At 67.2% G+C, this 20095-nt stretch carries 22 protein-coding genes and 3 tRNA genes; 13 read left to right on the top strand and 12 right to left on the bottom strand.

The window, feature by feature from the left end:
• Positions 1-35 precede the first annotated feature (35 nt).
• The 6 genes from gyrA (at position 36) to ABD204_RS04005 (ending at position 4743) form a co-directional block, all read left to right on the top strand.
• Complete coding sequence (gyrA, locus tag ABD204_RS04030; protein WP_194423387.1) at positions 36-2588, top strand: DNA gyrase subunit A; 2553 nt, start codon at positions 36-38, stop codon at positions 2586-2588.
• Positions 2585-2989, top strand: a complete 405-nt coding sequence (locus ABD204_RS04025) for a DUF3566 domain-containing protein (RefSeq protein WP_194423386.1) — start codon at positions 2585-2587, stop codon at positions 2987-2989. The genes gyrA and ABD204_RS04025 overlap by 4 nt, the downstream gene beginning before the upstream one ends.
• A gap of 81 nt (positions 2990-3070) precedes the next feature.
• Positions 3071-3144 (top strand) — tRNA-Ile (locus ABD204_RS04020).
• A gap of 11 nt (positions 3145-3155) precedes the next feature.
• Positions 3156-3228 (top strand) — tRNA-Ala (locus ABD204_RS04015).
• Positions 3229-3350: 122 nt separating this feature from the next.
• Positions 3351-4196: a class I SAM-dependent methyltransferase gene (locus ABD204_RS04010; protein WP_194423385.1), complete on the top strand. Its 846-nt coding sequence runs from the start codon at positions 3351-3353 to the stop codon at positions 4194-4196.
• Positions 4197-4317: 121 nt separating this feature from the next.
• Complete coding sequence (locus ABD204_RS04005) at positions 4318-4743, top strand: NUDIX hydrolase (RefSeq protein WP_194423384.1); 426 nt, start codon at positions 4318-4320, stop codon at positions 4741-4743.
• On the opposite strand, the gene ABD204_RS04000 is transcribed toward ABD204_RS04005, so the two are convergent.
• Positions 4744-5169, bottom strand: coding sequence for an aminoacyl-tRNA deacylase (locus ABD204_RS04000; RefSeq protein WP_194423383.1), 426 nt, complete (start codon positions 5167-5169; stop codon positions 4744-4746).
• Positions 5170-5228: 59 nt separating this feature from the next.
• Entirely contained in the window at positions 5229-5813 is a 585-nt protein-coding gene (locus ABD204_RS03995; protein ID WP_194423382.1) for a DNA helicase, read from the bottom strand.
• A gap of 99 nt (positions 5814-5912) precedes the next feature.
• Between ABD204_RS03995 and ABD204_RS03990 the strand changes: the two genes are divergently transcribed.
• Together ABD204_RS03990 and ABD204_RS03985 are read left to right on the top strand one after the other, a co-directional pair.
• Positions 5913-6470: a peptidylprolyl isomerase gene (locus ABD204_RS03990; RefSeq protein ID WP_194423381.1), complete on the top strand. Its 558-nt coding sequence runs from the start codon at positions 5913-5915 to the stop codon at positions 6468-6470.
• Between the two features lie 20 nt (positions 6471-6490).
• Positions 6491-7369, top strand: coding sequence for a rhomboid family intramembrane serine protease (locus tag ABD204_RS03985; protein ID WP_194423380.1), 879 nt, complete (start codon positions 6491-6493; stop codon positions 7367-7369).
• A gap of 123 nt (positions 7370-7492) precedes the next feature.
• Here ABD204_RS03985 and ABD204_RS03980 read toward each other — a convergent pair whose 3' ends face one another.
• Complete coding sequence (locus ABD204_RS03980; RefSeq protein ID WP_194423379.1) at positions 7493-7732, bottom strand: cell division protein CrgA; 240 nt, start codon at positions 7730-7732, stop codon at positions 7493-7495.
• Positions 7733-7785: 53 nt separating this feature from the next.
• On the opposite strand from ABD204_RS03980, the gene ABD204_RS03975 reads away from it, so the two are divergent.
• From ABD204_RS03975 to ABD204_RS03965, 3 genes are read left to right on the top strand one after another with little or no spacing between them, the layout of a single operon-like run.
• Positions 7786-8601, top strand: coding sequence for a class E sortase (locus tag ABD204_RS03975; RefSeq protein ID WP_322597502.1), 816 nt, complete (start codon positions 7786-7788; stop codon positions 8599-8601).
• Entirely contained in the window at positions 8601-8756 is a 156-nt protein-coding gene (locus ABD204_RS03970; RefSeq protein WP_194423378.1) for a hypothetical protein, read from the top strand. Before ABD204_RS03975 ends, ABD204_RS03970 begins: the two co-directional genes overlap by 1 nt.
• A gap of 20 nt (positions 8757-8776) precedes the next feature.
• A complete protein-coding gene (locus ABD204_RS03965; protein ID WP_194423377.1) occupies positions 8777-9391 on the top strand; it encodes an anthranilate synthase component II in 615 nt (204 codons plus the stop codon).
• 15 nt (positions 9392-9406) lie between these two features.
• Here the strand turns inward: ABD204_RS03965 and pknB are convergent, their stop codons facing one another.
• The 7 genes from pknB to ABD204_RS03930 all read right to left on the bottom strand — a co-directional run bounded on the left by pknB (position 9407) and on the right by ABD204_RS03930 (position 18253).
• Positions 9407-11104, bottom strand: coding sequence for a Stk1 family PASTA domain-containing Ser/Thr kinase (gene pknB / locus ABD204_RS03960; protein WP_194423376.1), 1698 nt, complete (start codon positions 11102-11104; stop codon positions 9407-9409).
• 70 nt (positions 11105-11174) lie between these two features.
• On the bottom strand, positions 11175-12893 hold the full coding sequence (locus tag ABD204_RS03955; protein ID WP_194423375.1) for a serine/threonine-protein kinase: 1719 nt from the start codon (positions 12891-12893) through the stop codon (positions 11175-11177).
• On the bottom strand, positions 12890-14347 hold the full coding sequence (locus ABD204_RS03950) for a peptidoglycan D,D-transpeptidase FtsI family protein (RefSeq protein ID WP_194423374.1): 1458 nt from the start codon (positions 14345-14347) through the stop codon (positions 12890-12892). Before ABD204_RS03950 ends, ABD204_RS03955 begins: the two co-directional genes overlap by 4 nt.
• Complete coding sequence (locus ABD204_RS03945; protein ID WP_194424225.1) at positions 14344-15717, bottom strand: FtsW/RodA/SpoVE family cell cycle protein; 1374 nt, start codon at positions 15715-15717, stop codon at positions 14344-14346. The genes ABD204_RS03950 and ABD204_RS03945 overlap by 4 nt, the downstream gene beginning before the upstream one ends.
• A gap of 14 nt (positions 15718-15731) precedes the next feature.
• Positions 15732-16973, bottom strand: coding sequence for a PP2C family protein-serine/threonine phosphatase (locus tag ABD204_RS03940; protein WP_194423373.1), 1242 nt, complete (start codon positions 16971-16973; stop codon positions 15732-15734).
• Positions 16974-16991: 18 nt separating this feature from the next.
• Positions 16992-17522: an FHA domain-containing protein FhaB/FipA gene (locus ABD204_RS03935; RefSeq protein WP_194423372.1), complete on the bottom strand. Its 531-nt coding sequence runs from the start codon at positions 17520-17522 to the stop codon at positions 16992-16994.
• Positions 17519-18253, bottom strand: coding sequence for an FHA domain-containing protein (locus ABD204_RS03930; RefSeq protein WP_194423371.1), 735 nt, complete (start codon positions 18251-18253; stop codon positions 17519-17521). Before ABD204_RS03930 ends, ABD204_RS03935 begins: the two co-directional genes overlap by 4 nt.
• Before the next feature lie 158 nt (positions 18254-18411).
• On the opposite strand from ABD204_RS03930, the gene ABD204_RS03925 reads away from it, so the two are divergent.
• Positions 18412-18495 (top strand) — tRNA-Leu (locus ABD204_RS03925).
• A 54-nt stretch (positions 18496-18549) separates the two neighbouring features.
• Here the strand turns inward: ABD204_RS03925 and ABD204_RS03920 are convergent.
• Both ABD204_RS03920 and ABD204_RS03915 read right to left on the bottom strand, forming a co-directional pair.
• Complete coding sequence (locus tag ABD204_RS03920; protein ID WP_194423370.1) at positions 18550-19038, bottom strand: GNAT family N-acetyltransferase; 489 nt, start codon at positions 19036-19038, stop codon at positions 18550-18552.
• Positions 19039-19077: 39 nt separating this feature from the next.
• The gene (locus ABD204_RS03915; protein ID WP_194423369.1) at positions 19078-19716 is read right to left on the bottom strand and encodes a GntR family transcriptional regulator; all 639 of its coding nucleotides are present in this window, start codon (positions 19714-19716) and stop codon (positions 19078-19080) included.
• A gap of 155 nt (positions 19717-19871) precedes the next feature.
• Between ABD204_RS03915 and ABD204_RS03910 the strand changes: the two genes are divergently transcribed.
• Positions 19872-20078: a cold-shock protein gene (locus tag ABD204_RS03910; RefSeq protein ID WP_071044236.1), complete on the top strand. Its 207-nt coding sequence runs from the start codon at positions 19872-19874 to the stop codon at positions 20076-20078.
• Positions 20079-20095 lie beyond the last annotated feature (17 nt).

Here is a 20095-nt window from a genome sequence, read left to right as displayed (position 1 = left end):
CGAAGAGACGAAACGCACGGACACGGAGAAACCACATGGCTGACGAAGAACGCCCCACTCCCGAGCACGATCACGGCCGGATCGACCAGGTCGATCTGCAGCTGGAGATGCAGCGCAGCTACCTCGACTACGCGATGGCGGTCATCGTCGGCCGTGCGCTTCCCGACGTGCGCGACGGCTTGAAGCCGGTGCACCGTCGTGTGATCTACGGCATGTACGACGGCGGCTTTCGTCCCGACAAGTCGTTCTCCAAGTGCGCGCGCGTCGTCGGCGAAGTCATGGGTCAGTACCACCCGCACGGCGACAGCGCGATCTATGACGCGTTGGTGCGTCTGGTGCAGCCGTGGTCGATGCGATACCCGCTCGCCCAAGGGCAGGGCAACTTCGGCTCACCGGGAAACATGGGGGCCGCGGCGCCGCGATACACCGAGACGAAGATGGCGACCATCGCCCTCGAGATGGTGCGCGACATCGAAGAGGAGACGGTCGACTTCCAGGACAACTACGACGGGCAGACCCAGGAGCCCGCCGTGCTGCCGTCGCGGTTCCCGAACCTTCTGGTCAACGGATCGGTCGGCATCGCCGTCGGTATGGCCACGAACATCCCGCCGCACAACCTCCGCGAGGTGGCCAACGGTGCCCTGTGGGCCCTGGACAACCCGGATGCGCCGCGGGACGAGCTGCTCGAAGCGCTCATCGAGCGCATCCCCGGTCCGGACTTCCCCACCGGCGCGCAGATCCTCGGCACCCGCGGCATCCGCGAGGCGTATCGGACCGGACGCGGCTCGATCACCATGCGCGCCGTCGTCGCGATCGAGGAGATCCAGGGCCGCACCTGCCTGGTGATCACCGAACTGCCGTACCAGGTCAACCCCGACAACCTCGCGGTGAAGATCGGTGACCTGGCCCGTGACGGGAAGATCACCGGCATCGCCGACATCCGCGACGAGACCAGCGACCGGACCGGGCAGCGACTGGTGATCGTGCTCAAGCGCGACGCGGTCGCCAAGGTCGTGCTGAACAACCTGTACAAGCACACCCAGCTGCAGGAGAACTTCGGCGCGAACATGCTCGCGATCGTCGACGGTGTGCCGCGCACGCTGGCGCTGGACGGGTTCATCAGCCACTGGATCGACCACCAGATCGATGTGATCGTGCGCCGCACCCGCTACCGCCTGCGCAAGGCCGAAGAGCGCATGCACATCCTGCGCGGATACTTGAAGGCTCTCGACGCCCTCGACGAGGTCATCGCCCTCATCCGCCGCTCGCCCACCGTCGATGACGCGCGGGACGGACTGAAGACCCTCCTCGAGATCGACGACGTACAGGCCGACGCGATCCTGGCGATGCAGCTGCGTCGTCTGGCCGCCATGGAACGACAGAAGATCATCGACGAGGCCACCGAGCTCGAGGCGCAGATCGCCGATTACCACGACATCCTCGGCGACCAGACCCGCCAGCGCGCCATCGTCCGCGACGAACTGCGCGCGATCGTGGACAAGTTCGGTGACGACCGTCGCACCCACATCCTCCCCGGGTTCGACGGCGACATGTCGGTCGAAGACCTGATCCCCGAAGAGGAGATGGTCGTCACCGTCACGCGCGCCGGCTACATCAAGCGCACACGCAGCGACAACTATCGCTCGCAGCACCGTGGCGGCCGTGGCGTCCGCGGCGCACAACTGCGCGCCGACGATGTCGTCGAGCACTTCTTCGTCACGACCACCCACCACTGGCTGCTGTTTTTCACCACCAAGGGCCGGGTCTATCGCGCGAAGGCGTACGAAGTGCCCGAGGGAGGTCGTGACGCGAAGGGACAGCACGTCGCCAACCTGCTCGCGCTCCAGCCGGACGAGGAGATCGCGCAGATCCGCGACATCCGCGACTACAACGTGGCCGACTACCTCGTGCTCGCCACCCGCAGCGGGCTGGTCAAGAAGACCCGCCTGACCGACTACGACACCAACCGTCAGGGCGGTGTCATCGCGATCCGTCTGCGCGACGAGGACGAGCTGGTCAGTGCGCTTCTCGTGGATGCCGACGAGGACATCCTCCTCATCAGCCGCAACGGCATGTCACTGCGTTTCACCGCGACCGACGAGGCGCTGCGTCCGATGGGGCGCGCGACGGAGGGCGTGAAGGGCATGACCTTCCGCGATGACGACAGCCTGCTGTCGGCCTCGGTGGCCAAGGACGACGAGTTCGTGTTCGTCGTGACCGACGGCGGCTACGCCAAGCGCACCGAGGTGGCGCAGTACCGCACCCAGAGTCGCGGCGGCCTCGGCATCAAGGTGGCCAAACTCCACGATGACCGGGGGGTTCTCGCCGGCGGTCTGCTCGTGCACAGCGACGACGAGGTCTTGGTGGTCCTTGCCAGCGGCAAGGTGGTACGCTCTGCCGTGGCCGAGGTCCCCGCCAAGGGTCGCGACACCATGGGTGTGGTTTTCGCTCGTCTGGGAGACGACGACAAGATCCTCGCGATCGCTCGCAACACCGAGCGGGGGCTGGCCGAAGAAGCCGCCGAGGAAGAGAGTCCGTCTGCACCCTCGGACGATTCCCCCTCGACTGAGAAGAGTATGGACGCATGAGCACGGTAGCCGACAAGCTCGCGAAGAAATCCAGTTCCAAGGCCAGCACGAAGCAGGTGCGCCTGCGCCTGGTGTACGTGGACTTCTGGTCCGCGGTGAAGCTGTCCTTCCTCGCGGCGGTCGCCGTCGCGATCGCCACGGTGGTGTCGTACCTCCTGGTCTACGCCATCGTGTCGACGACCGGGATCATCAGTCAGGTGGACGAGTTCTTCACGAGCTTCTCGGACGGCGGCATCTCCATCACCGCGTTCGTGGGGTTCCCGCAGGTGCTGGCGTATTCGTCCGTCGTGGCGATTTTGAACCTCGTGGTCATCACCGTGATGGGCGCCGTCGTCGCCGGCGTCTACAACCTCGCGGTGAAGGTCACCGGTGGACTGCTGGTCGGATTCACCTCCAACTGAGCGCTGCCGACCCGATTTCGTGAATGCCGCGCACATCGGGTAAAGTCTTGGAGGTTGACGGCTCCGGCTGTCACTCCACAAGGGGCTATAGCTCAGGCGGTTAGAGCGCTTCACTGATAATGAAGAGGTCCCAGGTTCAAGTCCTGGTAGCCCCACTCACAGCCCCGGGGCCTTAGCTCAGTTGGTAGAGCGCCTGCTTTGCAAGCAGGATGTCAGGAGTTCGAATCTCCTAGGCTCCACAGTTTCTTCGCCTGTCACGCTTCGGTTCAGATGCGCGTGATCCGCGAATTCATGGCTCATCGCACCGTCGTTGCTGAGCACCGCGTCCCCATCCCGTGGCGAGGCCCGCTATGGTTCCTTCGTGGACGCGAACAGGGTCGAGATCGACTGGCATTCAGCGCGGGAGACCAACCTCAGGAACTGGGACGAGCGTGTACCCATGCATGTCGAGGGGTACGAGCTTCACAAGTTCGACGACCCTGAGTACTTGAGCGACGTCGTCGAGGACGACCTCGTTGCACTCTCGTCGTTTTTGCCTGCGCAGCGGCTTCGGGGACTCGATCTCTGCCATCTCCAATGTCACATCGGGACTGACACGCTATCCCTCGCGCGCGCAGGCGCCCGCGTGACCGGCGTCGACTTCTCGGCCCCCGCACTTCGCGCCGCGAGGACGTTGGCCGAGAGGTACGGCGTGGATGCAACCTGGGTCGAGTCCGACGTGCTCGACGCTCGCTCAGCCGTGACAGGCGAGTTCGACGTGGTGTACACGAGCATCGGTACGATCGGTTGGTTGCATGACCTGGATCGTTGGGCGACGCAGATCGTCGAGCTCCTGCGGCCCGGGGGCACGTTCTACATTCGCGACGGGCACCCCGCGCTGTTCGCGCTCGATGAGTTCTCTGAGACGCTGACGACGCGGTATGCGTACTTCGGAGACAGGCGAGCGTTGCAGTGGGATCAGGAGTCAAGCTACGCCGGCGAGGGTACTCTCGCGAACACGCGCACGTACGAGTGGCCGCACCCGCTGTCCGAGATCTTCGGCGCGCTCCTCCGGGCCGGTTTGCGGATTCTTCACTTCGATGAAGGAAAGACGATTCCGTGGCGGTTCAGCTCTCGCATGGTCGAGGTGTCGCGCGGTTTCTCCTGGCCAGAAGCCGAGCGCAACCTCATTCCGTGCACGTACACGATTGTGGCTCGGCGAGATTGAGGTGGGCGAGGCCGTCGTGAGCGGTCAGCGGATGTGAGGAGTTCGAATCTCCTCGGCTCCACGCCTCGACAGCCCCGGCCCGACCGGGGCTCCGTCATTCACCGCCGGATAGTCTGTCCGAATGGACATGCGGGTCGCTGCCTACGCCGTGGTCGTGGACGAGGACCGCCGCCTGCTCCTGGCCCATTGGATCGAGGGTCGGCGTGCCGCGTGGACCATGCCCGGCGGCGGCCTTGAACCGGGGGAGGACCCCGAGAAGGCGGCCCGCCGAGAGGTGCGGGAGGAGACCGGCTACCGCGTCGAGATCGACGAGCTCCTCGGGATCCATTCACGCGTCATCCCCGAGGGTCGGCGTCTCTCCGATGACGCGGAGGGTCCGCTGCACGCGCTGCGGATCGTCTACCGCGCGCACATCACCGGCGGAAAGCTGCGCAACGAGGTCGACGGGTCGACCGATCGGGCGGGGTGGTTCCCGCTCGACACCGTCCGCGGCCTGCAGCGGGTCAAGCTCGTCGACATCGCGTTGCGGATGTCAGGCGATCTGTGATCAGTCGGCGTCGAGAGGCTTGGTGATGTCGGCGACGACGGCGCCGTAGGACGCGATGATCGCGTCCGCGTCGACGAACATGCTGTACCGGTGCGCGCCGGCCCCCATCGCGATCCGCTCGCCCACGATGGATTCGTCGGCAAAGATCGGAAGATCGTTGGTGCTCCCCACGGGAACGATGGTGCCCCGCTCGTATCCGGTGGCGGCGTGTGCAAGATCCGGCGGCGCGAGCTGAAGGCGATTCACGCCGACCAGGGCGCGCAGCTTCGGCCATGAGATCGCACGGTCGCCCGGCACCAACGCGAAGAGGCAACTGTCGTCGGATCGCTTGACCACGAGCGTCTTGACGATGCTCCGGGGTGGGATGCCGAGCGCCTCCGCCGCTTCGGGAAGACTCTTGGCGGCCGGGCGTTCCCGGAAAGACACGTCGAGCCCGCGCGCCTGGGCGGCGTCACGGGCTCGACGTGGTGAAGACGGAGCGTCGCTCACGCGTCGGGCGCGCGCAGCGGGTCGTCGGCAACCCACAGCTCGTCGTCCGCGCGCAGCGTCTGCCAGGCTGCGTAGAGCACACCGGCAGCAGCGGCCACGCCGAGGATGATGGCGATCACACCTCCGGCTCCGATGCCCTTGGGCTCGGGCTCGAGAGCGGCCAGCTTCTTGGCGAGCTTCTTCTGCACGTCCTTGCCGTACTTGTCGGCCTTCTTGGCGTACTTCTTCGAGTCCAGCTCGCCCAGACCCTTGCCGGCCTTGAGGCGATCGCGGGTGTCGTTCGCGGCATCCCACACCGACAGTGCGGATCCCACGAGGGCACCGGTGGCCGGAACGACCCTGTCGCTGAGGACGTTCTTCGAATACGCGACACTCTTGTCGACGTACGGTGCGGCGTACTTTCCGTAGGCCTGCTGCACCTGAGGAACGATCTGCTCGCGGTTGTAGTTGCCGAGCTGGCGGCTGGCCTCGCGCGCCATACCTGCGGCCTCGTCAACCAGTACCTGCTGCGAATCCCACAGCTTGTTCGCCTGCTGCTGGAGCTTGCGGAGTTCCTTCTTGCGCTTGCGGCTCAGGCTCACGGGGGCCCTCCCTAAATCCGGGACTGTCGGTCTGTCCCCATCTTGCCAGACGCATCCTCCAGACGGAGGGCTTGCACGCAACTCTGCGAGAATATACACATGCCTCAGCACACCGCGGTCGCCACAATCCACACCAACCACGGCGACATCGTCGTCAATCTCTTCGGGGACCACGCCCCCCGCACCGTGAAGAACTTCACGGGACTCGCCGACGGGACGGGTTCATGGACCCACCCGGCCACCGGACAGCCCGGTGAGGGCCCGCTCTACAAGGATGTCGTCTTCCATCGCATCATCCCCGGCTTCATGATCCAGGGCGGCGACCCGCTCGGGCAGGGCGTCGGCGGACCGGGCTACACCTTCGACGACGAGATCAACGGCGAGCTCAACTTCAACGACCCCTACAAGCTCGCGATGGCCAACGCCGGCCTGCGCCGCAACGCGATCACCGGCAAGCCGGAGGGCACGAACGGTTCGCAGTTCTTCATCACCACGGACCCCACGCCGTGGCTCCAGGGAAAGCACACCATCTTCGGCGAGGTCGCCGACGAAGACTCCAAGAAGGTCGTCGACGCGATCAGCAAGGTTCCCACCGCCGCCGGTGACCGTCCGATCGAGCCGGTCGTGCTCGAGTCGGTCGACATCGTCGCGGTCTGACGCCTCGACCACGCCCTTCCATGACCTCGGCCGACTTCCAGAAGAACACCGACAACTACTGCTACCGACACCCGGAGCGGCAGAGCTTCGTGCTCTGTCAGCGCTGCCTGCGGACGATCTGTCCGGAGTGTCAGACCCAGGGTGCCGTCGGTGTGATCTGTCCGGAATGCATGGCCGAGCAACGCAAGAACCGCACCACCGCCCAGCGCAAGGCGGAGAGGCGTTGGTCACGGCCACGGGCGGTCGCCACCTACGGCGGCCGCCCCGTGGTGACCTACGCGATCATCGCGCTGACCGCCCTCACCTACCTCATCACCCTCATCCCGGGTATCGGTGACGTCGTCCAGAGCACGTTGCTGTTCTGGGCACCCAGCCTGTACCCCGTCCTTCCCGTCGCGTTCGAGCCGTGGACGGTGCTCACGGTCGCCCTCGTCCACTCGAGCTTCTGGCACATCGGATTGAACATGCTGGCGCTGTGGCTGATCGGTCGCAGCCTCGAGCCGCTGCTCGGACGGTGGCGGTTCCTCGCGCTCTACGTGCTCAGCACACTGGGGGGATCGGTCGCCGTCGCCCTCCTGTCCTTCTCGACGCCCGTCGTGGGGGCCTCGGGTGCGATCTTCGGCCTGTTCGGAGCCCTTCTCGTCATCGGACGACACCTCGGAGCGAATGTCACCGGGATCGCCATCATCCTCGGGCTCAACCTCGTCATCGGGTTCATCCCAGGCTTCAACGTCTCCTGGCAGGCGCACGTGGGCGGACTCGTCGTCGGTGCTCTCGTCGGATTCATCTTCTCGGTGACGCGGTCACCGCGTCGGCGGATCCTCCAGATCGCCTTGCTGATCGCCGTCGCGGTCGGACTGCTCGCGCTTCTGCTCATCCCGCCGTTCCTCTACTTTTGAGCGGGAGTTATCCACAGGTTCTTCCACAGGTGGGGAGAAATCACACCGGTGTAATTATCCACATGCGGACAACGAAAAACACCGCCCCATCAGGGACGGTGTCGTTCTCTCCGGAGACGCCGGTCAGCGCCAGCGCGTGGTCATGAGGAAGCCGACGAAGGCGATGCCGAAGCCGATCACGAGATTCCAGGCGCCGATACCCGGGATCGGGAACTGCGTGGCGCTCAGATAGAACACCAGCACCCACACCAGTCCGAGCAGCATCAGGCCGAGCATGATCGGCTTGAACCACACCGGGTTCGGGGCCGGTTCGCCTTCGGGGCGTTCCGCCATCGCGTCGTCGTCTCGTCCGGGGCGTGCCATGCCGACAGTCTACTGCCAGCGGTGCCACAGCATGTGGTCATTAGACTCGCCGTGTGGGCGAGCAGACCAGTGTCGAACCTCAGCCGGCCGCTGCGTTGCGCGATCGTTCCGGTCGTCGACGGACAGCCCGGCCACGCCGCCGTGCGTCGGTGACGGGTGTCATCGGGGAACTCTTGATCACCGCCGGGGTCATCGCCATGCTCTACGTCGCCTGGCAGCTGTGGATCGGCGATTTCATCTACGGCGCACAGCGCAACGCCGAGGGGACCGAACTCTCCGAGCAGTGGGCGCAACAGGCACCACCGGTGATTCCCGAGCCGTCGGCGTCCGAGACGCCGGACGAGACCGCCGACGACGTCGAAATACCCGTCCTCGCCGAACCCGCCGACACCGAGGTGTTCGGCGTCATGCACGTGCCGCGGTTCGGAGAGGACTATGCGGTACCGATGGCGGGAGGGGTCACTCGCGCCGGCACACTCGACCCGATCGGCATCGGACACTACCCGGGTTCACCGATGCCGGGGGAGACGGGCAATTTCGCCGTCGCCGCGCATCGCACGACGTACGGCAAGCCGTTCAACCAGATCGCCGACCTCCGGGTGGGCGACGCAATCGTCGTCGAGGTCGAGGAGGGGTGGTACACCTACCGCTTCCGCACTCTCGAGTACGTGACGCCGAACGAGGTGGACGTGCTGGCCGCCGTTCCGCAGCAGCCGGAGATCGAAGCGGACGGCAAGTTCATCACCATGACCAGCTGCAGCCCCATGTACTCCCTGGCGGAACGGATCATCGCCTACGGCGTATTCGAGTCGTTCACGCCCCGGGAGGCGGGTGCCCCGGCAGCCCTCACCGAAGGAGTGTCCGCCTGATGTACGCCGCACTGTGGCGAGCCCTGCCCGGACCGTGGTGGGTGCGCCTGTTCCTGGTGCTCCTGCTCGTGGCCGCCGTACTGTACGGGCTCTTCTTCTACGCCTTCCCGTGGATCAGCGAGTACGTGAATCCGCAGGAAGTCACCGTCGAGTGAGGCCGGTCGGACGGATCCTCGTGGTCGACAACCACGACAGCTTCGTCCACACGCTCGTCGGCTACCTGCACGAGCTCGGCACCGACACCCGACTCGTCGAGGCCGATGAGCTGGACCCCCAGCGCATCCAGCCCCTCCTGGACGGCGTCGCCGCCACCCTCATCTCGCCCGGCCCGGGCGCTCCCTCACGCGCCGGCGCATCGATCGACGTCGTCCGGGCCGCCGCGGTGACGGGCCACCCCGTGCTGGGCGTGTGCCTCGGTCACCAGGCGATCGCCGAAGCGTTCGGCGCGCGCGTGGACCACGCCCCGGAACTGATGCACGGGATGACCTCCCCGGTGCGACGCACCGCCGACGCCACCACGCTCTACGACGGGCTTCCCGCGCCGTTCACCGCGGCGCGATACCACTCGCTCGCGGTCGTCCCCGAGACGCTGCCGGGGGATCTGGTGGTCACAAGCGAGACCGTCGAGGGCACCGTCATGGGGATCCGTCATCGCCGCCTGCCGATCGAGGGTGTGCAGTTCCACCCCGAGAGCGTCCTGACCGAGGGAGGCTACCGGCTCCTGGCGAACTGGCTCGGCACCGTCGGCGTCGATGACGCTGTCGCGCGCAGCCGAGGCCGCCACCCCTGACCCTCGTCCGGAGGGTCAGGCCGTGCCGGAACAGAACGTCAGCGTGATCTCCGAGTGCACCGGCACCTCGCCCGGTGCCAGCGATTGTGTCTGCACCACCGGAGGCGCGGACGCCGGGCACGACTGATCTTCCTGGGTCAGCACCGACAGGCCGACGGCTTCGAGCTCGCGCGTCGCGGCCTCCACGGTGTAGCCGGTGACGTCGTTGATCACCACACGGCCGCTCGCGACCGTCAGGTTCACGGTGGTGCCGACGGGGACCTCCGCCCCGGCGGTCTGATCGGCCGCGATGACGATCCCCTCGGACAGGTCCGGGTCGTTGGTCCGGTTGATCGTGCCCAGCGCCAGCCCGGCGCCTTCGAGCGCCTGCGTCGCCGCATCCTGCCCGAGGCCCTCGAGCACCGGCACTTCGGCGAGCTCCTGACCGGTCGAGACGAACACGTCGATCTCCTGCCCGGGGTTCACCGAGGTCTCGGCTTCGGGCTCGGTGCGGATGACGTTGCCTTCGGCCACGTCGGCACTGGACTCTGACTTCTCTGCTGCGACGAGATCGAGAGCGGCCAGTGTCTCTTCTGCGCGCTCGAACGTCATGCCCGTGACATCGGGAACGACGCGGGCCGTGGACGGCGCATCCGTGGTCGGTCGGACCGACAGCGCCCAGAACAACACCGAGATCAGCAGCACCGCCACGATGGCCACACCCGCCCAGATCCACGCGATCGGCGGGCCCGGCTGGGTGCGCTTCATGGTGGTGTCGGTGCTCAACTGGCGCAGCGACCGAGCCGTCTCCGCGGCCTGACGCGGGTTGGGCCCGTACAGCTCGCTCGTGAGTGCGCCGACCTGGCGCTTGGACGGCGCCTTGCCGTCGATGGTGGCATCCAGCGCCTCGCGGAAGCTCGCGGCATCCTGGTAGCGCTGGTAGGGATCCTTCGCCAGCGCGCGCAACGCGATCGCGTCAAGCGAGCGGGGAACGGTCTCGTTGATCTCACTGGGCGCGACCGGCGTCTCACTGACGTGCTGGTAGGCGATCGCCACCGGGGTCTCCCCGCGGAACGGCTGCTTGCCCGAGAGCATCTCATAGAGCACCACGCCGGCGGAGTACAGGTCGGCACGCGCGTCGACCGGATCGCCCTTGGCCTGCTCGGGGGAGAAGTACGCCGCCGTCCCGAGGATCTGCGTGGTTTCGGCGACCGTCGACGAGGAATCCGACACCGCGCGCGCGATCCCGAAGTCCATCACCTTGATCTGGCCGGCTTCGGTGATCATCACGTTGCCCGGCTTGATGTCGCGATGCACGACACCCGCACGGTGCGAATACTCGAGGGCTTCGAGGATGCCGTCGACGTAGCGAACGGTGTCCTCCACCGGGACGGGGCCCTCGGCGATGACATCCTTCAGCAGACGTCCCTTGACCAGCTCCATCACGATGAAGGGAACGGCCCGGGTGGAGCCGTCCGGGTTCCGCTCGGTGTCTTCGCCGGCGTCGTAGACGCGCACGATCGCCGGGTGGGACATCCTCGAGGCGGCCTGCGCCTCGAGGCGGAACCGGGTGCGGAACGAGTTGTCGTCGGCGAGCTCGCGATCGAGGATCTTGATCGCGACGTCGCGCCCGAGGGTCAGGTCGTATCCCCGGTAGACGGTGGCCATACCCCCACGGCCGATGATCTCGTCGACGCGGTAGCGTCCCGAAAGCACGCGTGGTTCAGCAGTCACGTTCACTCCCCCGGTGTGGCGTCCTCAGCCTAGTCGACCTCGGTCCCGGGAATCATTCGCACGGACGGCCTTACGGCGTCGGCGAGGTGGTCGGGGCGGGCTGGATGGCCGCCGTGGCCTCACCGGACTGGGGTGACTGGCGCTGGCCGGCCTCGCCACCGCTGCACGTGACGGTGTATGTCACGATGACGGTGCCGCTGGCGTTGTTGGGCACGGTGATCTGCGCGTTCCGATCGCTCTGTCCGAACGCCGAAGTCGACTCCCCGTTGGAGAAGGTGCCGTTGGTCGCCGAGAAGTTGTACGCGCTCGGTGATCCCTCGCCGGCCGGGCAGCTGTAGCCCTCCCACGTGACGGTGAGGGTTCCGCCGGGAGTGACGGTCTGGGTGTCCAGCGACGGCGTCGTGGGTGTGGGCATGGCGACCTGCTCGCCGTAGGCGGTGAGCGTGATGGTCGTGCCCGGCTCGACCCGACCGGTGGGGTTCACCTCGTAGATCACGCCGACCTGTTCCGCGGTGCCGGCGGAGTTTCCGGTCTGGCAGTCCGCCACCAGATCGTTCTCCTCGAGGATGCCGCGGGCGGCGTCGCAGGTCTGGCCCGTCAGGCCGAGCGAGCTCACGTCGACGCGCTCTTCGGTGGGCGTCGGGGTCGGCGTCGTGGGCGTGGGCGTCGGGGTCGCCGAGGACGTGCTTTCGGTCGGCGTCGGCTCCGGCTGCGGGTTCCCGAAAAGCGCCCACAGCGTGCCGCCGAGGACGAGGGCCAGCAGGATGATCAGGGCGATCAGCGGCCACGTCCACGGGCTGCGCTTCTTCTTGCCCTCCTCCTCGCCGTCGGTGAGCGGAGCGGCGGCGGTGTCGGTCGGAAGCAGCTGGGTGGCGGCGGCGGTCGCGCCCCCGGCGGTCAGCAGCTGCGTCACGTCGTCGCCGACCTCACCGGCGGCGATCGCCGGAACCGCGGCGGCTGCGGCCGCCAGATCGCCGCGACGAAGCGCGGTGGCCGCACGGGCGACCGTCGCCGCAGAGCCGGGCCGCTCCTCGGGCTTTTTGGCGATCATGGCCGTGACGAAGTTCTGCACGGGCTGCGCGACGGTGGCCGGCAGCGGCGGCGCCTGTTCGTTGATCTGCGCCATCGCGATGGCCACCTGCGACTCACCCGTGAACGGGCGCTTCCCGGCGAGCGATTCGTACGCGACGATACCCAGCGAGTAGATGTCGGTGGCGGGCGATGCGGGGTGGCCCGACGCCTGCTCCGGCGACAGGTACTGCACCGTCCCCATCACCTGACCGGTCGCCGTCAACGGCACCTGGTCGGCGATGCGGGCGATGCCGAAGTCGGTGATCTTGACCCGGCCGTCCGGGGTGATCAGCAGGTTTCCCGGCTTGATGTCACGGTGCACCAGACCGGCGGCGTGCGCCGCCTGCAGCGCGGCCGAGGTCTGCGCGACGATGTCGAGGGTCTTGTCGGTCGACAGCGACGTGTCGCGCTCGAGGATGGTCGACAGGGCTTCGCCGGGGACGAGCTCCATGACGAGGAAGGCGCTGCCGTTCTCCTCGCCGTAGTCGAACACGCTGGCGATGCCCTCGTGGTTGACGAGGGCGGCGTGGCGCGCCTCGGCGCGGAACCGCTCGAGGAACCCGGGGTCCCCCATGTACTCGTCCTTGAGGATCTTGATCGCGACGGTACGTCCGATGACGTGGTCGGTAGCCTCCCACACTTCGCCCATACCGCCGACCGCGATACGAGAATCCAGTTCGTAGCGCCCACCGAAGGTCGCACCCTGCGTCGGTCTCATTGTCCTAGCACCGCCTCCATGACCTTCTTCGCGATGGGTGCGGCGATCGTGTCGCCACTCCCGGATTGCCCTTGTCCGCCACCGTCTTCCACCACGACCGCTACTGCGACCTCGGGATCTTCGGCGGGGGCGAATCCTGTGAACCAGAGCGTATACGGGTCATCCGTCCCGTTCTCTGCGGTGCCGGTCTTACCGGCCACATCCACTCCGTCTATTCTTGCACCGCTCGCCACGCCGTTTTCGACGTTGTCGACCATCATGGCCACCAGCTCGGCGGCGAGTTCCGCCTCGAGGGCCCGCCCGAACTCGGTGTCCTCGAAGCTCTGCTGCACCGACAGGTCGGGCCCGATCACCCGGTCGACCATCCGCGGGTTCATCACGATGCCGTCGTTGGCGATACCCGCCGAGACCATCGCCATCTGCAACGGCGTGGCCGTCACCTGCCCCTGCCCGAAGCCGGTGAGAGCGGTCTGCGCGTCGTCCAGGCCGCGGGGGTAGCTCGACGCGGTCGAGACCAGCGGTGTCTCGAAAGACATGTTGAAGCCGTACTTCTCGGCCTCTTCGAGGATCGTCTGATCGCCCAGTTCGACCGCGAGCTCCGCGAACGGGATGTTGCAGCTCAGACGCAGTGCATCGGCGATGGTGACGGTGTCGCCGGACCCGCACGTGCCGCCGGTGGCGTTGCGGATGACGCTCGAGGAACCGGGGAGGGTGTAGGTCCCGGGGTTGGGCAGTTCGGAGTCGGGCGTCCACTCGCCGGTGGCCAGGGCGGCCGAGACCGTCACGAGTTTGAAGGTCGACCCCGGAGGGTTCAAGTCACCGGCGATCGCGCGGTTCGACAGCGGCTTGGTGGGGTCGGACTCGAGCTGGCTGTAGACGTCGATCACGTCGGCGGTGTCGTGCGAGGCGAGCGCGTTGGGGTCGTAGTCGGGGCTGGTGACCATCGCGAGGATGCGTCCGGTGTCGGGCTCGATCGCGATCACCGCCCCGGTCAGGTCACCCAGCGCGTCGTACGCTGCCTGTTGCACCGTCGCATCCAGCGACAACACGACGTTCGACCCGGCGGCGGGCTGGCCGGTGATGATCCGCTCGATCCGCGACAGGAACTGGGTGCTCCCGGTGCCGCTCAGCTCGGCGTTCATCGCCTGCTCGATACCGGTCGCCGACCCGAGTGCCGGGTTGATGTAGCCGGTCACCGGAGCCCAGAGCTCGCCGTTCTGATAGACGCGCTGCCAGCTGTAGACGTCGTCGGAGGGGACCGAGGAGGCGATCGCGGCGCCGCTGGCGATGATCGATCCGCGCTGGACCTCGTACGAATCGTACAGAGCCCGTGTGTTGGCCGGATTCTCGGCGAGGGCGTCGGCGTGGATCACCTGGATGTAGCTCACCGACGTGAACAGGGCGAGGAACATCGCCAGCAACACGATGCTCAGACGGCGCAGTTCGCGGGTCATCCGATCACCACCCGGGGCTTGTTGCGCACCGCATCCGAGATGCGCAGCAGGAGCGCGACGATCAGCCAGTTCGCCACGAGGGAAGAACCACCCGCGGCCAGGAACGGCGTCGTCAGACCCGTCAGCGGGATCACGCGGGTGACGCCGCCGACCATGATGAACACCTGCAGGCCGATCGTGAAGGCCAGGCCCGTCGCGAGCAGCTTGCCGAAGTCGTCTTGTCCGGCGAGCCCGATGCGGATGCCGCGGCTGATGAAGACCATGTACAGGCACAGGATCGCGAACACCCCGACCAGGCCGAGCTCTTCGCCCAGGCTCGGCAGGATGTAGTCGCTCTCGGCGACCGGGGTGAGCTCGGGTCGGCCCTGACCGAGGCCGGTGCCGATCAGACCACCCTGTGCCAACCCGAAGATCCCTTGCACGAGCTGATAGCTCGGACCGTTGATCGTGTCGGGGTTGAACGCGTCGAGCCAGTTCGTGAACCGCTCGCCGACGTACGGGAGCACGCGCGAGGCGAGGAAGGCCCCCAGCGCGGCCAGGGTGACACCGATGAGAGCCCAACTGGTCTTGCCGGTGGCGACGTAGAGCATCGCGATGAACATGCCGAAGATGAGGATGCCGGTGCCGAGGTCGCGCTGCATCACGATGATCCCGAGCGAGACCCCCCACACGACCAGCACCGGTCCGAGCTCGCGTGCGCGCGGCCACGTCAGACCCAGGAAGCGGGTTCCGGTGGAGGTGAGGGATTCGCGGGTGCGGACGAGGTAGCCGGCGAAGAAGATCGCCAGGGCGATCTTCGCCAACTCACCCGGCTGGAACGAGACGAACCCGAGTGAGACCCAGACATCGGCGTTGGCGTCGGTTCCCAGGCCCGGGATGAAGGGCAGCACGAGCAGGAGCAGGCCGACGAAGCCCGAAACGTACGTGTAGCGGAACAGCACACGGTAGTTGCGCAGGATCAGCACGAGCGCGATGGCGCCGGCCAGGGCGATCGCCGCCCACGCCAATTGTCGGGTGGAGAACGCATCCCACCCCTCGGCGCCCTTGGCGATGTCGATCCGGTAGATCTCGGCCAGGCCGAGGCCGGTCAGCAGCGTCGCGATCGGCACCACGAACGGATCGGCCGACTGTGCGACGAACCGCAGCACCACGTGCAACGCGAGCACCAGGACCGCGATCGCCGCCGTGTAGATGAGGAACGACCAATCGATCGCCCCCAGCGCACCGAGCTGCACCAGGGCGACCGCCGAACCGTTGATGAGGGTCGCGAACAGGATGAGGGCGAGTTCGCGGTTGCGACGGGTCTGCGGAACGCGGATCTTGCGCAGCGCGCGCACGACCGCGGTGTCGGTGGACACCTGGTCGGTCATGTCGGCGGGCGCGCTCATCCGTAGGCCTCCGCGGTGTCGCGCAGCCGGTCCACGATCACTTCGGCCGCTTCGAGGGAGTCGGCCGAGATCGTGCGTTCGACGGTGCTGCGGGTGAACGAGGGCAGGTCGTCGAGGGCGATGCCGGTGTCTTCGTAGGGTGTCGACAGCGAGATCGGACCGATGTCCTGCTGGATGCCCTGGTAGATGACCACCGTGTCCTCGTCGGCGCCGATGAAGTAGCGGGTCTGCGTCCACTGGTAGGCCATGACGCCGGCGGTGGCGAGCATCCCCAGGACCAGCACCAGCCCGACGATCCATCCCACGCGGCGCCGGCGGGCGCGGCGTCGGTCTTCTTCGATGAGTTCCTCGAGGAAGTCGGCGTCGGGTTCGAAGTGCGTGGGTTCGTTGGCGGCCTGTCGGTTCGGGTGCAGCCAGCTCGTGCGCCCGGGACGCGCGGCCGGGACTTCGATGCCGGCCGGGTGCGAGGCCGATCCGACGATGGTGGCGGTGCCGGTGAAGACGGGGTGGGCGCCACCGACGTCGACCAGCACGATCGTGACGTTGTCGGGGGCGCCCCCGTCGAGGGCCTGTTTGAGGAGGGTGTCGGCGGTGCGCCCCGGGGCGTTGCCCGCGGCGAGGGCCTTCTGGGTGTGCGCATCGTCGACGACCCCCGACAGCCCGTCGGAGCACAACAGCCACCGGTCGCCGGGCTGTGTCGGCATGATGAACGTGTCGAGCTCGGGATCGGGATCCATGTCGCCCAGCACGCGCATCAGCACGGAGCGCCGCGGGTGGTACCGCGCCTCCTCCGGGGTGATGCGTCCGGAGTCCACCAGCCGCTGCACGAACGTGTGATCCGTGGTGATCTGGGTGAGGGAACCGTCCCGGTAGAGGTAGATGCGCGAGTCGCCGATGTGGGCGATCACGGCGAGGTCGTCGACCATCAGCAGCGCACTGACGGTGGTCCCCATGCCCGCCAGCTCGGGGCGGCGACCGACGGTGTCGATCAGCTCGGTGGCGCTGTCGGCGATGGCGTCGCGCAACGCCCGCTCGGCGACGGTGGGGGAGGCGAAGGGGTCGTCGTCGAGGTGCTCGAGGCGGTGGATGACCAGCGCGGAGGCGACGTCACCGCCGGCGTGGCCGCCCATGCCGTCGGCGACCACGAAGAGGTTGGAGCCGGCGTAGCCGGAATCCTGGTTGTTGGAGCGGACCTTACCCGTATGGGAGATCGCCGCGCTGGAGCCCTGGAAGACCATCCGTGTCGTCCTCGACGCTTACTTTCGCAGCTCGAAGGTCGTCGCGCCGACCTTGATCGGGGCGCCCACCTTGATCGGAACGGGGGCGCTGACGCGGGTGCCGTCGTGCCACGTGCCGTTGGTGGAGTCCAAGTCCTGGATCATCCACTGCTCCCCACGCTGGATGAGCCGGGCGTGGTGGCTGGAGGTGTAGTCGTCGCGGATCACGAGGCCCGATTCGCTGGAGCGCCCGATCGTGACGGTGTCATCGCCGAGGGGGACCTCGAGACCGGCCTTCGGCCCGCTGGTGATGACGATGCGGGTCACCGTGTCTCTGGTGGCCATGCCTCCGGACTTCGCGGGGGCGGTCGAGCGGGACACCGCGGCCGTGGGAGCCTCCGACGACGAGGTCGGGGCCTTCGTCTGCGCGCCGGCTGCTGCCGGCTCCGGCATCTTGCGCACCTTCACCCCGAAGAGGTCTGCGCGCAGTGAGTACACGACCGCGAAGACGAAGAACCACATCAGCACGAGGAAGCCGATGCGCAGGAGCAGCAGGGTCAGTTCGCTCACGACAGCCCCTCGCGCTGGTCGAATACCCGCGTCGCGTCGCTCACGGGACGCGGCGAGCGTGACGGTGCCGCGTGTGCGACGACACGGAACACGATATCGGTGCGGCCGATGGTGATCGTCGAATCCGGCGCGAGTGCCGCCTCGCCGATCTTCACGCCGTTGAGCTTGGTGCCGTTCGTCGAGCCGAGATCGCGCACCATGGCCCGCTCGCCGTCCCACAGGATCTCGACGTGCCTGCGGCTGGTACCACTGTCGGAGATCGTGATGTCGGCGTCGCTGCCGCGACCGATCACGGTGCGGGAGGTGGCGAGCGGGTGTCGCTTTCCTTCGACGTCGACCACCGCGCGCCACGAGACCTGCCCCTGGGCTGTTTCGGATTCCACGCGGAGGGTGCCGGTCGACACCGACTCGTCGCGGCGCAGATCGATCGTCACGGCGCCCGCGAAACTGTAGCCCTGTGCGCGCGCGTGCTTCTTGACCAGCGCGTCGAGCTCGTCGAGGAGTGCGGGACCGACTGCCGCCATCTTCTCTTCATCGGCGGGGGAGAGCCGCACAGTGAAGGAGTTGGGGGCGAGGATGCGGTCCCGGCTGACGACGGCGGCGTTCTTGTCGAGTTCGGAGCGCAGCGCCGATGCGATCTCGACAGGCTGAATTCCGCTGCGGAAGGTCTTCGCGAACGCGCTGTTCACAGCGCGTTCGAGACCCTTCTCGAAGCTGTCCAGTAGTCCCACGGGGCTCCTCAGGCAGGCAGACGGTTCGGTACATGCTAATTGCACACGCTGAATGCGCCATGGTGATGCCATCTCGTGGCGGGTCGCCCGATGCGGAGCCACCTGTCGCGTCGTGTTATTCTCGATAAGTTGAGTGCCCCGGCCTGCCAGGGCATCTCGCGCGAGTGGCGGAATTGGTAGACGCGCTGGCTTCAGGTGCCAGTGCCCGCAAGGGCGTGGGGGTTCAAGTCCCCCCTCGCGCACAAGAGAAACCCCCCGGTATCCGGGGGGTTTTCGTGTTCCCGGGCACGGCCGACCTACTCGAGGACGGGGGCGAGGGTGAGGGTGAGCTCCTCGACCTCACGACCGAGAGCGGGGGCGAGAGCCAGAGTGCGGGAGACCTCTGTGAAGCCGGCCTTGGTCAGCACTGCGAGTGATGCGGCGTTGGTGGCCGCGGTACGCGCGAACAGCGGACGCTCCGGTTCCTGCGACACCAGCAGACGCAGGGCCTCGCTCGCGACGCCACGCCCCCACGCGTTCCGGGCGATCCAAAAGGTGACCTCGCGCTCGCCGTCGACGGCGAAGACGGCGGCGGTGCCGGCGAAGCCGCCGTCCTCCGTGACGACGTACATGTGCACGCCCGGTGACGACCGTTCACGCGCGATCCACGCGTCGAAGGATTCGCGATCGTCGGGATCCGCGGCGGTGAAAGCGGCCATCTCGACCGCTTCGGGCGTGCGCATCATCTCGAAGACGGCGTCGAGGTCGTCGTCATCGAGGTCCCGCAGTCCGACGTGTCCAGCCACGTCCTCCAACCTAGCCCCGACTGCGCACGACGGGGAGGGTCAGTCGAGTCCGTAGACGGCGCGCACACCCTGCTCGGCGCGTGCATCGTCACGGTCGGCCAGAGCATCACGCACGGAGCGGTACTTGCCGGTTCGTTCCGTCGGGTCGGTGAAGAAGGGGCGCCACTGACTGGTGTAGCGCCGGATGGCCGGTTGCGCCTCCTTCATGACGGTGAGGACGGTCGTGTTCCCCGCCGTGAACATCAGATGGGCGAACAGGCGCGAGGAAGTCTCGACGATGCCTTGGTAGTCGTCGGCGGCAGACGCCTCGACCACCGCGTCGGCGAGCTCGACGGCCATCGTGAGCTCCTCTTGTGTGCCGCGTCGGATGGCATAGCGGGCTGCGTTGGATGCCGCGAGGACCAGGAACTCCCGCACGTCCTCGCGGCTCTTCTGAGTGGGGATCGACACACGGGTGTAGCGGTTGGGTGCCACCTCCACCAGACCCACCCGCTCGAGTCGCTGGAGTGCCTCGCGCACCGGCGTGCGCGAGACGCCGAGACGGTGGGCGAGGTCGTGGTCGCGCAGACGTTCGCCGGCGGCGAGCGAGCCGTCGATGATCGCCTCGCCCAGGCGCGCGTAGACCTCGTCACCGAGGACGGTTCCCCGGGGGTCGAAGGGCTCGAGAGGCGCGGACATGACGGCGCCAGTGTAGGGCGGGGGCCTATGGGCGGCCTGATTTGGCAACGTTTGTGTCACTGTCTGGTGGGAGGGGTTTACAGGGGGGCCTTCGCCAGTAGCGTGGAGCGTGATTCGCGCCGAACGTGCGCGGACACCAGCAAGAACGGCAAGTAATGAGCACGCAGGGTACGGTCAAGTGGTTCAACGCGGAGAAGGGCTTCGGCTTCATCGCTCCTGATGAGGGCGGCGCAGACGTCTTCGCGCACTACACCGCGATCGAGTCCAAGGGATATCGCTCCCTCGAAGAAAACCAGCGGGTCGAGTTCGAGATCGCCCAGGGCCCCAAGGGCCTGCAGGCAGAGGCCATCCGACCCCTCTGAGACTGAGATCCGCGCCT

This window comes from Microbacterium aquimaris (genome assembly GCF_039531285.1).
In the GTDB taxonomy this organism is placed as follows: domain Bacteria; phylum Actinomycetota; class Actinomycetes; order Actinomycetales; family Microbacteriaceae; genus Microbacterium; species Microbacterium aquimaris.
Note: the sequence above shows the minus strand (reverse complement) of the source record. Positions and strands in the feature narration are given on the sequence as shown.